Genomic DNA, 13,043 nt, shown 5'->3' with positions numbered 1-13,043 from the left:
CCTCTGGTTGTGACTGTTCACACTCTTTCCGGGAATCACCCAACCGTTCAATTGAGTACCTTTTTCATTTTTTTGACTAAAAATGTTCTGGTGATGGGTGATAGATGTTGCATTACTGGATGATTAATTTACCATCTGATGCATGAACCGGATCGTGGACCCGTCAGAGACGAAAGAAGCGGTAAAGAAATCCGCTGACTCTCATGGCCTCTTGCATGAGATGATCCGGTCGTTCACGACGCTTGCCCGGACCCTGAACCTCAGCCACGCGGTCAAAGAGCTGGGCAGCACGCGTCAGACCGTGCGCCGCCATATTGCACAGTTGGAAGAGGCCAAGGGTGACGCGCTCTTTGCTGTGGAGGAGCGGCAGTATCGTCTGACCGACGCAGGGGAGCGGGCGCTGCCCGAGGCACTTGGCATTCTGGCGCGCGGCAACGCCTGGCTGAACAGCAATGTCAGCCACGTGCACGGGCTGCAGCTTTTCAGCTCTGTCCTGCCGGATGGCTGGTGTTTCTGGCAGCAGCAGCATTCGCTGGGGAAAGTGTGGGACTCGCCCTCCTGCATCCAGCGGGAAACCCTGCGCAGCTGGGCCATGGCGGGGGGAGACATCGAGTCCCCGCATATGGAGCACGTGCGCCCCTATCTGATCGTTTACCGTCATACGGTCGCCGGATGGATCTGCGTCGAGTTCGGCGAAGAATCGTTTTTCGTGAAGTGGTTCGGCTGGGCCAAGGCGCGCAGCAGCGTGGGCCGCTCGCTGGGGCGGATGCCGGGCGGTGACGACTTTGCCCGCATGCTCGATGAACCCTTTCACGAGGTCCAGACGACGCAAAGCGTGCGTCTCGACCATGTGTTCACCCTGGTGCCCTCTGAGGCGGATGGCACCCTGAAACCCGTCAATTATCAACGTTTGATGTTAGGAGGGCGATTCCCTGACGGCAGCCTTGCACTTTATTCCCTTGTCGAGCCTTCATCGGATATCGAGATATTTGGGCTCGATCATGGCAAGATTGTGCAACCTTCTGCCGACATTATGGTAAATTTTGATCCGTCGGACGCAAAGTTCGAGCGTTAAGTCCGTAAATAGGTTAACCTTTGCATGGGGATACTCGTGCAAAGGAGTTTTGGCATGTCTTTTCAAAGTTTGAACGCGGGGACACAATTCGTCGCGTCGAGCCGTAATATTCTGCATCAAAACCGCATTTCGGTCACAATTGGGTCAAATTTCTTCAAATACCGTGCCATGCTCAAAGAAGAGCGTCCACAGCAGGTGCTGGGCGCTCCGTTCGATCCGGATGTGCATGATCTGAATGACAAGACCGCGTTCTGGCTGATCGCGCGCGATTCGGATGGCCAGTTGATGCATACTCAGGCGTCGCGTCTGATCGATCTTCAGGGCAAGACCTTGGGCGGCTACATGCTCAAACGGTTCCGGGATTTCCCCCCCGCGATCCCCGATCTCGATCTGCGCCGCTCCCGCTTTCGCGCCAGCCCTGGTGCCAACCGCATCACCGGGCAGGTGGTCTATCATGGCGAGGTCTGGATGGGAGACACCGGGCCCTACCGCGGCACTGGGCTGTCGACTGTTCTGGCGCGCTACGGCATCCACGAGGCGATGTGCCGGTGGAACCCGGATACCATCTTCGGCTTCATGGCGCGCACGGTGGCCTTCAAAGGGTTTGCCGAGCGGATGGGCTACATGCACAACGAACCCGGCGCGCTGCGGTGGTATCGTAAGGGCTCTGACAGGCCGCTGGAGGGCTTCCTGAGCTACCTGAGCAACGAAGATACGCGGTACCTGCTGGAGATGCCGATTATCGACGTGGTCGACGTGCCAGAGCCACAGAAGAAAGCGGCCTGATCCCTTTGCGCAGGCTGGCGGCGACTAACTGATCGCCGCAGCTTTCACATCTTCGTCGATGAAGGGCAGATACTGCTCGAAATTGTCCGAGAACATCTTGACCAGTTTGGCGGCTTGACGGTCGTAGGCCTCCGCATCGTCCCAGGTGCGCCGTGGATCCAGCAGGATGGTCGGCACGCCTTTCACATCCACCGGCACGTCAAAGCCGAAGTTCGGGTCCTTGCGGAAGGTGGCGTCGGCCAGCGAGCCATCGAGCGCCGCCGTCAGCAGCCCGCGTGTCGCCTTGATCGGCATGCGTGATCCAGTGCCGTGGGCCCCGCCTGTCCAGCCTGTGTTCACCAGCCAGCAGGTCGCACCATGTGTCGCGATCTTTTCGCGCAGAAGATTGCCGTAAACCTCAGGGCGACGGGGCATGAAGGGCGCACCAAAGCAGGTGGAGAAGGTGGGTTCCGGCTCGGTCACACCGCGCTCGGTGCCCGCCACCTTGGAGGTGAAGCCCGAAAGGAAATGATACATCGCCTGCGCCGGCGTCAGCCGCGAGATCGGGGGCAGTACACCAAAGGCATCACAGGTCAGCATGATGATGTTCTTGGGATGCCCGCCCCGTGCTGCTGCGGAGGCATTGGAGATATAGTGCAGCGGGTAGGCGCAGCGCATGTTCGCGGTCAGGCTGTCGTCCTCAAAGTCCAGCTCGCGCGTTTCTTCGTCATAGATCATGTTCTCGATGACGGTGCCGAATTTCTCGGTCGTGGCATAGATCTCCGGCTCAGCATCGGGGCTGAGGCTGATGGTCTTCGCATAGCAGCCGCCTTCGAAATTAAAGGTGCCGGTGTCGGACCAGCCATGCTCATCATCGCCGATCAGCGTGCGGGCCGGATCAGCGGAGAGTGTCGTCTTGCCGGTGCCCGACAGGCCAAAGAACACCGCGGTGTCGACGGGGTTGCCGGTTGCGTGATTGGCCGAGCAGTGCATCGGCATCACGCCTTTTTCTGGCAGCAAGTAGTTGAGCAGGGTAAAGACGGACTTCTTGTTTTCGCCCGCGTATTCCGTGCCGCCGATCAGGATGAGCTTCTTGTCGAAGTTCATCGCAATCACGGTCTCGGAGCGGCAGTTGTGCTTGGCCGGATCGGCCTGAAAACTGGGGCAGTTGATCACAGTGAAATCGGCGATGAAATCATCCAGATCCTCGCGGTCGGGGCGGCGCAGCATGTGGCGGATAAAGAGACCATGCCAGGCCAGCTCCGTGACCATGCGCACGTTGATGGCATGTTTCGGGTCCGAACCACCGGTCAGATCCTGCACGAAATAGTCGCGCCCCTCCATGTGCGTGAGCATATCGGCATGCAGCGCGTCGAAGCCTTCGGGCGACATGGCGGCGTTGTTGTCCCACCAGATCGTGCCTGCGACGCTGTCGGTTTTGACGACATGTTTATCCTTTGGCGAGCGTCCGGTGAACTTTCCGGTGGTCACCAGAAAGGCACCGCCTTTGCCAAGGCGGCCCTCGCCGCGGCTCAGCGCGTGTTCAATCAGGTCAGGTTCGATCAGGTTGTAATAGACGGCGCCCACGCCCTTGATCCCTTGATCTTCGAGTGTGAAGTCCGGGTTTACCCGTCCATGTGTCATCCATCGTACTCCTGTATTTGCGCCACCTACACCTGCGCTGGTGCCTCTTAACATGAGGTTTTTGTTGTTGAACAGGCGCGGATCTAGAGTTAGCGCCACCATTCCGCAGTTTGTCGGAGCCGCATAAAAAACGTCTCAGTTTCCGCAGCGAATCCGCATCAATGATGGCTGAACTTTGGCAACACTATGCGCAAATTCAGTCATTCGTAATCAAATTCTGTCCGAATGAATCCCGTATTGTGCGCTGATTCGCTTGCGTATGTGTTTTTGGACAGACCGGGAACGGTAAACCACCCGAACCTTCGAAAGGGTGGGCGGTATATGGAGATAAACTATGTCGAAGATCGCGCTGGTTGACGACGATAGAAATATCCTGACCTCGGTGTCCATGACGCTGGAGGCCGAGGGGTTCGAGGTTGAGACATACAATGACGGGCAGGCGGCAATGGATGCGTTCAACAAAAGGCTGCCCGATATGGCGGTGCTGGATATCAAGATGCCGCGGATGGATGGCATGGATCTGCTGCAGCGTCTGCGCCAGAAAACTGCGATGCCCGTGATCTTTCTGACCTCAAAGGATGATGAGATCGATGAGGTTTTGGGCTTGCGGATGGGCGCGGATGACTATGTGAAGAAGCCCTTCTCCCAACGCCTTCTCGTGGAACGCATCCGGGCCTTGTTGCGCAGGCAGGATGCAGTGGCAGGTGATGCCATGGGTGATAGTGAAGAGGCCAAGGTGATGGAGCGTGGCGATCTGCGCATGGATCCCCTGCGCCACGCCGTGTCGTGGAAAGGCAAGGACGTGTCGCTGACGGTGACGGAGTTCTTGTTGCTACAAGCGCTGGCACAGCGCCCCGGTTTCGTCAAATCCCGCGATCAGCTGATGGATGTCGCCTATGATGATCAGGTCTATGTTGATGACCGGACCATCGACAGCCACATCAAGCGGCTGCGCAAGAAGATGCGAACCGCTGACGAAGACTTCTCGGCTATCGAGACCCTTTATGGGATTGGCTACCGGTATAACGAGGAATAGTGCCCGGAGATGGCCTCAGCCGATAGGACCTTTGTCCGAGATATGGTGCCGCCGCCGGTCCGAGAGGGTGAGAGCAGCGCAGCCGACGGCTGGCCGACGTTGGACGGTGGTCGTGCAGATGGCGCATCCAGGCCCCGCGCGTGGCGTGGGGTAATGTCGCTTCGGGCGTCGCCCCTCACCCGGAAGATCATTACCTTCAACCTCGTCGCGCTCTGCTTGCTGGTCACGGGCATCCTGAACCTGAATTCCTCCCGCGACAGCCTCGCGTTGCAGCGGGCTGCCTCGCTGCTGTCCGAGGCTGAGCTGATTGCCGATGTCATCGAGGCCAGGTTGCCATCCGGCGTGCCCGTGACGCTTGCGCGGGGCGGCGGGATTGATCTGCAGGCGACGCTTGAAGATCTGGATTTGCGCAACGGGGTCGAGGTTTTTGTCTATGACCGCCGCGAGCGGTTGGTGGCGAATGTCGAAGGCGCGCTGCAGACGAGCCCGTCAACCGTCGGGATCAATGGGAAAACCTATCTGACTGATGGGCTGAATTGGCTCTGGTCAAAGCTGTCGCGCATTTTCCTCGGGCCCGAAACACCGGACCCAACACCCCTGCGTGAGAAACTCATGCCGATGATCAGCGGCGTGATGACAGATGGAACACAGATCCGGAATGAATTCGACGTGGTTGGGGGCAAGCTGCTGGCTGTGATCACACCGGTTGTGCACGGCGATGCGGCGGTCGGTGTCGTCGCCGTTGCCACCGCAGCGGGTGAAATCGACCATCTTGTGCGCATCGGGCACGAGCGCGTACTACAGATGTTCGTCGTTGCAATGCTTGTCTCCATCGGCCTCAGCCTTGTGCTGGCGTCGACGATCGCAAATCCGCTGGCGGAGCTTTCTGCCGCAGCGGAACTGGGGCGCGACAGGAACGCTCGTAAAATGAACCCCGGCCGCATCCGCATCCCGGATCTGACCACACGCCCAGATGAAATTGGCCGCCTAAGCGGGGCGTTGCGCGGCATGATCTCGGCGCTCTACAATCGCATTGACGGAAACGAGCAGTTTGCCGCGGATGTGGCGCATGAAATCAAGAACCCTCTGGCGTCTCTGCGCTCTGCCGTGGGCACGCTGCGCCGCGTCGAGCGCGAGGATCAACGGCAGAAGCTGCTGGACGTCATCGACCATGATGTCCGCCGCATGGACCGGCTGGTCAGCGACATCTCGAACGCGTCCCGGCTCGACAGCGAACTCGTCAAGGAAGAGGAAGAGCCCTTTGACGTGCTCTCGACCTTGACCAATCTGAGCCAATACTTCGGGGAGGAGGCCGAGGCCAAAGGTGTCGACTTTGTAACCGATCTGCCGGAGCCGCCGATTACGGTGCATGGGCTTGAAGCACGTCTGGCGCAGGTTTTTGTCAATCTGATCACAAACGCGATGTCCTTTTGCGAGGAGGGCGATGCGATCCGGGTCTGGGCCCGGACCAAGGAGAACCGCGTCTTGATTGTGGTCGAAGACACCGGCCCGGGCATCCCCGACGAAGCGCTTGCGAAAATATTCAGGCGGTTCTACTCGCAGCGCCCGGACGAACACTTTGGGAACAATTCCGGTCTTGGCCTTGCGATTTCGAAGCAAATCGTGGAAGCGCATGGGGGGGTGATCTGGGCGGAGAACATCCGACCGACCGAATTGGATATCACATCGGACCCGCTCGGCGCCCGGTTTGTTGTGGGGTTGCCGATCTAACGCGCTGTGGAGGGCCGTCGTGCAAGAGGATCATCAGCATGTCGATCAGATGATCTTGCACGCATCCTGCGTTGCTGTGGGTGAGCGTGCGGCACTGATCGTTGGCGCGTCAGGCCAGGGGAAATCCACCCTGGCCTTGCAAATGATGGCTCTGGGCGCCGCGCTGGTTTCGGACGATCAAACGCAGATCGATCGACGACAGGAGACGCTTTGGGTCAGCGCTCCGCCAGCGATCTCGGGGCTGATTGAGGCGCGGGGGGTGGGTTTGCTGGAGGCCACCCCGATCAAAACAGCGCGTGTGTACGCGGTGATCGACATGGACCATACGGAGACGCGCCGCCTCCCTGAGTTGCAAACCCGTGTCATCGCCGGGATTGGCATCCCCTGTCTTCACAAAGTGGACAGCCCCGCTTTTCCCGCCGCCGTTTTGCAATATCTCAAGACAGGTAGAAGAGAGCCGTCATGACCACCTCGGACCCGACCGCGCGCAGGATCGTCTTTGTCACCGGGCCGTCGGGCGCCGGGCGCTCCAGCGCGCTGAATGTGCTGGAGGATGCGGGGTTTGAGGTCGTCGATAACCTGCCGTTGCGGTTGCTGCCGGCTGTGCTGGATGAGGCTGGCATAAACCGGGACCTCGCCTTGGGGATCGACCCGCGCAATCGCGATTTCTCAACCAACATCATCATCGATAGCCTGGGGCGGCTGACCGGGGTGGCCGGGCTTGCACCGGAGCTTCTCTATCTCGATTGCAGCACCGATGTTCTGCTGCGTCGCTTTTCCGAGACCCGGCGCAGGCATCCTCTGGCACCGGATGACCGACCTTCTGAAGGCATCATCCGGGAGCTGGAGATGCTGGCGCCGCTGCGCGCGCGGGCCGATGTGCTGATCGACACCAGCGATCTGAACGTGCACCAGTTGCGCGCCGAGGTGGAGCATTGGTTTGCGCCGGGCGGCCAGCACAAACTGGCCGTGTCTGTGCAGTCTTTTTCCTACAAAAGGGGGTTGCCGCGCAGCGTCGATATGGTGCTCGACTGTCGCTTTCTGACCAACCCCTATTGGGTGCCGGACCTGCGTCATCTGAACGGGACAGATGCGGTTGTTGCGGACCATGTGATGCAGGATCCCAGCTTTGCGCCTTTCGAGGAAAAGGTCGGCGATTTGTGCCAATTGCTGCTGCCGGCCTATCGCAATGAGGGAAAGTCTTATCTGTCAATCGCCTTTGGGTGTACGGGCGGTCAACATCGCTCTGTTGTGATGGCCGAACGGCAAGCTTTGCGCCTTGCGGAGCAAGGCTGGCAGGTGTCAATAAGGCACCGCGAATTGGACCTGCGCAAAAGGGAAGAGGCTGGAGCCCGGTGATTGGTATTGTGATTGTGGCACATGGCGGGTTGGCCAGGGAGTATCTGGCCGCCGTCGAACATGTGGTCGGGGCGCAGCCGGGCATTAGAGCCATAGCGATCGAGGCGGTGCACGACCGTGCGGCGAAAGAGCGCGAGATCTGCCAAGCGGCGGATGAGGTGGACACCGGCGGCGGGGTCGTGGTTGTGACGGATCTCTACGGCGGCTCGCCCTCCAACCTCAGCCTTCTGGCGTGCCGCCCGGGCAATCGCCGCATCCTGTACGGCGCCAATCTTCCGATGCTGATCAAATTGGCAAAAAGCCGTCAGAAGCCGGTGCCCGATGCTGTCAGGCTGGCGCTTGAGGCCGGAAAAAAGTACATCGACAGCCAGAATGTCAGCCCAGAGCAGAGCAACCGAGCCGACACATGACAGAATGTACGCTTGAAATCGTAAATGAAAAGGGGCTGCACGCCCGCGCCTCTGCCAAACTCGTCGAGGTGGTTGAGGGGTTTGATGCCAGGGCTGAGGTGCTCAAGGACGGGCAAACTGCCTCCGGTGACAGCATCATGGGACTATTGATGTTGGCAGCGTCCAAAGGAAGCTTTATTGACATTCGGACCTCTGGGCCCGATGCTGAAGCGCTTGCTGACGCGTTGAAAGCTCTTGTGGCAAACAAATTCGGCGAAGGCCAGTAGCGAAACGAAGCGGTCACAGAGCCGTAGGACGGGATAACAGGTCTTGGTAGAAAGTTCGCAAGACATTGACGTGCCCACGGGCATCGCGGAGCCGGTCAATTTTACCAAATATGACCGCAGCAGCCTCTCTTATGCCTCAACCTTTGAGGATCCGTGGAAGTCCACCGCGATCCGGATCATCGAAGCGCTGACCGGCAAGCTCACGGTCTTGCGGCTCGTCCGCAAGTTCGAGCAGCGCGGCGCTCCTCAGGGCCAGGCCTTCTGGCGGGCCGCTTTGGATGTGATGGGGATCGACCTTCTCACACCCGAACACCAGCTGGCGCGCATCCCGAAAACAGGCCCTGTCATCGTGGTCTCAAACCATCCGCATGGGATGGTGGACGGGATGATCTTCGCCGACCTGATTGGACGCGTGCGACCGGACTACCGCATTCTCACGCGGTCCCTGCTGACGGTGATCGACGAAGTGGCAGGGTCCTACATGATCCCGGTGCCGTTCCCCCACGACCCTCAGGCGCAGCGCAAAGGCGTGGAGATGCGCGCCAAGGCCATGCAGCACCTTAAGGACGGCGGGGTTGTGGCGCTTTTCCCGTCGGGCGGGGTTGCCGCCTCTGAAACCTTCTTCGGCCCAGCCATCGAGGGGGAGTGGAACGTGTTCACAGCCAAGCTCATTCGTCGGTCTGGCGCGACGGTTATTCCGATCAAATTTCCGGGCCAGAATTCGCGCGCCTATCAGATCGCCAACAAACTCTCCCCGATCCTGCGGCAGGGGCTCTTGCTACATGAAATTGTGCACTCTTTGAACAAGTCGCAATCTCCGATTGTGGGCCACCCGCTGGCGCAGGATGATCTGCGCAAGTGGGACGATGACCCACGTGGGTTCATGGCCTGGCTCAGGGATCATACGCTGTCTTTGAAAGACTGAGCTGCGCAGAATCTTGACCCGACCAGTGGCAACCAGGGCGCTCGGCTGACAAGCCGAGCAGCGCCCGCCCCCCTTCGACGGGGGGAAGGGCGCTTTGTCCCCTGCCACGGAGAGCTTGGCTAGCGTGTCGGCACCGGAGCCTCACCGCGATAGTCATAGAACCCGCGCTGGGTCTTGCGGCCAAGCCAACCGGCTTCCACATATTTCGTCAGCAACGGGCAGGGGCGGTACTTGGTATCGGCAAGCCCGTCATGCAGAACGTTCATGATCGCAAGACAGGTGTCGAGCCCGATAAAGTCGGCCAGCTCTAGCGGGCCCATTGGATGGTTTGCGCCGAGTTTCATGGAACTGTCGATGGATTGAACGCTGCCGACACCTTCATAGAGCGTATAGACCGCTTCATTGATCATGGGCATCAGGATGCGATTCACAATGAAAGCGGGAAAGTCCTCGGCGGAGGCGGCCGTCTTGCCCAGCTTGTCCACCACGCTCTTGCAGGCGTTATAGGTCGGCTCATCCGTGGCGATGCCGCGGATCAACTCGACCAACTGCATCACCGGAACCGGGTTCATGAAATGAAAGCCCATGAACTTCTCGGGCCTGTCCGTGCGGCTGGCCAATCGGGTGATGGAAATCGAAGAGGTGTTGGAGGTCAGGATCGTATGGGCCTGAAGATGCGGAACCAGATCTTCAAAAATGGCCTGTTTCACGGCTTCGCGTTCGGTCGCGGCTTCGATGACCAGATCCGACTGGCCCAACTCCGTCAGGGTCTGGGTGGTGGTGATGCGCGACAGGGCCCCCGCCTTGTCATCCTCGGTGATCTTGCCGCGACTGACCTGCCGGGCCATGTTCTTCGACATCAGATCCATGGCGGCCGCCAAGGCGTCGTCGCTGACATCGTTGAGCAGGACGTCATATCCCGCCAGAGACATCACATGCGCAATGCCATTGCCCATCTGTCCTGCGCCCACAATTCCGATTGTCTTGATGTCCATCCGCCAACCCTTTTCGATTTGAGGCACCTTAGGGTGCGCGGCAGTTCGGCTGCAAGGCTGCAGGTTGTCTAAAACTCGATACAAAATGACCCATTAAGACATTCTAAGCATCCGGCGTGCAATTTGGCTGCGGGTGAGAAAAAAAGGTGGGTTCATGACCTATGATGTTCTGGGAGCGGGGGCTCTCGATTATATGCCGTGCCGGTATGACGGCTCAAAACTGTTGTTTCGCGGGCCGGAGCGGCGGTTGGATGCGCCATATGTGGCCTTTCTGGGTGGCACTGCGACATACGGCAAATTCATAAAGGCCCCGTTTCCCGCGTTGGTGGAAAGCGGGCTTGGCGTCAATTGTATCAACTTCGGCATTGCCAATGCAGGTGTCGATGTCCTTCTGAACGACAGTTTCCTGACGGCGGCGTGTTGCGGCGCAGAGGTGACGGTGATGCAGATCATCGGGACACAAAACCTGTCGAACCGCTTTTACACGGTGCATCCGCGGCGGAACGACCGCTTTGTAAGGGCGTCGGCGCTGCTGGCATCAATCTACCCTGAGGTGGATTTCGCCGAGTTTCATTTCAACAAGCACATGCTCGGCCGTCTGTACAATGTCTCGGCGGATCGGTTCCTGGCTGTGCGCAAGGAGCTTCAGACCGCCTGGCTGGCCCGAATGAAGCTGCTGCTCAGGCAGGTCACCGGGAAAGTTGTGCTGGTCTGGTTTGCCGATCATGCGCCCATGTCGAATGGCACCGCAAGTCTTGATCCTGTCAATGCCGCATCGCCGCTGTTTGTCACGCGGGAATTGCTTGAGGCATTGAAGCAGGATGCAGCAGCCTATGTCGAGGTTGTCGCAACACCGGAATCTGCGGATGCAGCCACCGAAGGGATGGTCTTCAGTCAGATGGAGGCGCCTGCCGCCGCAGAGATGATGGGGCCACGGGCGCACGGCGAACTGGCGCATACGCTGGGTCAGGTCTTGCAGGACCTCGTATAGAAAAGGGGCCGCACCGCAGACCGGCGCAGCCCCCTGAACTCGTAAGTCTGGATCAGATCTTTTCGATCAACTCCGGAACGGCGGTGAACAGGTCCGCCACCAGTCCGTAGTCCGCCACCTGGAAGATCGGTGCCTCTTCGTCTTTGTTGATCGCGACGATCACCTTGCTGTCTTTCATGCCAGCCAGGTGCTGGATCGCACCGGAAATGCCCACAGCGACATAAAGCTCGGGCGCCACAACCTTGCCGGTTTGACCCACCTGCCAGTCATTTGGCGCATAGCCCGAGTCGACTGCCGCCCGCGACGCGCCTACGGCAGCGCCCAGCTTGTCAGCCAGTTTCTCGATCAGCGCAAAATCGTCTTCGGAGCCAACGCCGCGCCCACCGGAGACAACGACGCCAGCGGATGTCAGTTCCGGACGGTCGCTTGCGGCCACTTTGTCCTCGACCCATTCGCTCAGGCCCGGGTTGTCTGCGGCCGAGATGGTCTCGACCGGTGCCGCCCCGCCTTCGCCAGCGGCGTCAAAGGTCGACGTCCGGAAAGTCACAACCTTCTTGGCATCGCCGGATTTCACGGTCTGCACCGCGTTGCCCGCGTAGATCGGACGCTCAAACGTGTTGCCATCGACCACGCCGGAGGCGTCTGAGATCACCATCACGTCGAGCAATGCGGCAACACGCGGCATCACGTTCTTGGCGTCTGTGGTCGCAGGGGCCACGATGTGCTCGTAGTCACCCGACAAGGACACGATCAGCGCCGCTGTGGATTCCGCAAGGCGGTGGCCCAGCGTCGCATCTTCGGCAACCAGCACTTTGCTCACACCGTCGATCTTGGCGGCCGCTTCGCCAGCTGCGGCGGCCGACCCGCCTGCGGCAAGAACGGTTACGTCACCCAGCATCTTGGCGGCGGTCACAGCCTTCGATGTTGCGTCCATCGCCAGTTCGCCATCGGTTACTTCTGCAAGGAGTAGAACAGCCATTACACAGCCCCCGCTTCTTTGAGTTTCGACACCAGCTCGTCAACCGAGCCGACCTTGATGCCTGCTGCGCGCGCCGCAGGCTCGACTGTGTTCACGATTTCCAGGCGTGGGCTCACATCAACGCCGTAGTCTGCGGCTGTTTTTTCATCCAGCGGCTTTTTCTTGGCTTTCATGATGTTGGGCAGCGAGGCATAGCGCGGCTCGTTCAGACGCAAATCCACGGTGATGACGGTAGGCATTGTGACCTTGATGGTCTGCATCCCGCCATCCACTTCGCGGCTGACCACGGCGTGATCACCCTCAATGGCCACTTCGGAGGCGAAGGTCGCCTGGCTCCAGCCCATCAGCGCCGACAGCATCTGGCCGGTGGCGTTCATGTCGTTGTCGATGGCCTGCTTGCCGCAGAGCACGAGGCCCGGCTGCTCTTCATCCACAATGGCTTTGAGGATCTTGGCGACGGCCAGCGGCTCGATGTCCTGATGCACGTCGTCAGCCGCGACCACCAGAATGGCACGGTCTGCGCCCATGGCCAGCGCCGTGCGCAGCGTTTCCTGGCTTTGCTTGACGCCAATGGAGACGACGACGACCTCGTCCGCCTGGCCCGCTTCTTTCAGCCGGATGGCCTGTTCGACGGAAATCTCGTCAAACGGGTTCATCGACATTTTCACGTTGGCGAGATCAACCCCCGATCCGTCCGCTTTCACGCGCACCTTCACGTTGTAGTCGATCACGCGTTTGACAGGTACCAGAACCTTCATTGGCGTCTCTCTCCTTGGATAAGCGACTCACACTCCCGTTGAGCCTTTCGTTCTCTGACCGGTGGTTTACCCAAGCTGGCACGCATGAAACAGTGTAAAATCGTCACGC

14 protein-coding genes are annotated in these 13,043 nt (G+C 59.5%); 10 read left to right on the top strand and 4 right to left on the bottom strand.

From position 1 onward, the window contains the following. The first annotated feature begins 142 nt into the window (after positions 1-142). Both So717_RS13775 and So717_RS13770 read left to right on the top strand, forming a co-directional pair. A complete protein-coding gene (locus So717_RS13775) occupies positions 143-1,075 on the top strand; it encodes a LysR family transcriptional regulator (RefSeq protein ID WP_238840934.1) in 933 nt (310 codons plus the stop codon). Positions 1,076-1,129: 54 nt separating this feature from the next. Then, complete coding sequence (locus So717_RS13770) at positions 1,130-1,861, top strand: hypothetical protein (RefSeq protein WP_159978259.1); 732 nt, start codon at positions 1,130-1,132, stop codon at positions 1,859-1,861. A gap of 24 nt (positions 1,862-1,885) precedes the next feature. Here So717_RS13770 and So717_RS13765 read toward each other — a convergent pair whose 3' ends face one another. Continuing rightward, a complete protein-coding gene (locus tag So717_RS13765; protein WP_159978257.1) occupies positions 1,886-3,484 on the bottom strand; it encodes a phosphoenolpyruvate carboxykinase in 1,599 nt (532 codons plus the stop codon). A 334-nt stretch (positions 3,485-3,818) separates the two neighbouring features. On the opposite strand from So717_RS13765, the gene So717_RS13760 reads away from it, so the two are divergent. The 7 genes from So717_RS13760 (at position 3,819) to So717_RS13730 (ending at position 9,211) form a co-directional block, all read left to right on the top strand. Next, positions 3,819-4,520, top strand: a complete 702-nt coding sequence (locus So717_RS13760) for a response regulator transcription factor (RefSeq protein ID WP_159978255.1) — start codon at positions 3,819-3,821, stop codon at positions 4,518-4,520. A gap of 153 nt (positions 4,521-4,673) precedes the next feature. After that, complete coding sequence (locus So717_RS13755) at positions 4,674-6,251, top strand: sensor histidine kinase (protein ID WP_238840932.1); 1,578 nt, start codon at positions 4,674-4,676, stop codon at positions 6,249-6,251. Between the two features lie 49 nt (positions 6,252-6,300). Continuing rightward, entirely contained in the window at positions 6,301-6,717 is a 417-nt protein-coding gene (locus So717_RS13750; protein WP_159978251.1) for an HPr kinase/phosphorylase, read from the top strand. Further along, the gene (gene rapZ, locus So717_RS13745; protein ID WP_159978249.1) at positions 6,714-7,610 is read left to right on the top strand and encodes an RNase adapter RapZ; all 897 of its coding nucleotides are present in this window, start codon (positions 6,714-6,716) and stop codon (positions 7,608-7,610) included. The genes So717_RS13750 and rapZ overlap by 4 nt, the downstream gene beginning before the upstream one ends. Then, entirely contained in the window at positions 7,607-8,020 is a 414-nt protein-coding gene (locus So717_RS13740; protein ID WP_159978247.1) for a PTS sugar transporter subunit IIA, read from the top strand. Before rapZ ends, So717_RS13740 begins: the two co-directional genes overlap by 4 nt. Beyond that, positions 8,017-8,286, top strand: coding sequence for an HPr family phosphocarrier protein (locus So717_RS13735; RefSeq protein WP_159978245.1), 270 nt, complete (start codon positions 8,017-8,019; stop codon positions 8,284-8,286). Before So717_RS13740 ends, So717_RS13735 begins: the two co-directional genes overlap by 4 nt. A gap of 43 nt (positions 8,287-8,329) precedes the next feature. Further along, on the top strand, positions 8,330-9,211 hold the full coding sequence (locus So717_RS13730; RefSeq protein WP_174239049.1) for a lysophospholipid acyltransferase family protein: 882 nt from the start codon (positions 8,330-8,332) through the stop codon (positions 9,209-9,211). A 119-nt stretch (positions 9,212-9,330) separates the two neighbouring features. On the opposite strand, the gene So717_RS13725 is transcribed toward So717_RS13730, so the two are convergent. Then, positions 9,331-10,206, bottom strand: a complete 876-nt coding sequence (locus So717_RS13725) for a 3-hydroxybutyryl-CoA dehydrogenase (RefSeq protein ID WP_159978243.1) — start codon at positions 10,204-10,206, stop codon at positions 9,331-9,333. A gap of 154 nt (positions 10,207-10,360) precedes the next feature. Here So717_RS13725 and So717_RS13720 point away from each other — a divergent pair, with 154 nt between their 5' ends. Then, positions 10,361-11,197, top strand: coding sequence for a DUF6473 family protein (locus So717_RS13720; RefSeq protein ID WP_159978241.1), 837 nt, complete (start codon positions 10,361-10,363; stop codon positions 11,195-11,197). 52 nt (positions 11,198-11,249) lie between these two features. Here So717_RS13720 and So717_RS13715 read toward each other — a convergent pair whose 3' ends face one another. Both So717_RS13715 and So717_RS13710 read right to left on the bottom strand, forming a co-directional pair. After that, entirely contained in the window at positions 11,250-12,176 is a 927-nt protein-coding gene (locus So717_RS13715) for an electron transfer flavoprotein subunit alpha/FixB family protein (RefSeq protein ID WP_159978239.1), read from the bottom strand. Beyond that, positions 12,176-12,934, bottom strand: coding sequence for an electron transfer flavoprotein subunit beta/FixA family protein (locus So717_RS13710; protein ID WP_159978237.1), 759 nt, complete (start codon positions 12,932-12,934; stop codon positions 12,176-12,178). The genes So717_RS13715 and So717_RS13710 overlap by 1 nt, the downstream gene beginning before the upstream one ends. Between the last annotated feature and the right edge of the window lie 109 nt (positions 12,935-13,043).

Source organism: Roseobacter cerasinus (assembly GCF_009811755.1).
Lineage (GTDB): Bacteria > Pseudomonadota > Alphaproteobacteria > Rhodobacterales > Rhodobacteraceae > Roseobacter > Roseobacter cerasinus.
The sequence above is the reverse complement of the archived record's forward strand: the minus strand, read 5'-3'. Positions and strand labels throughout refer to the sequence as shown.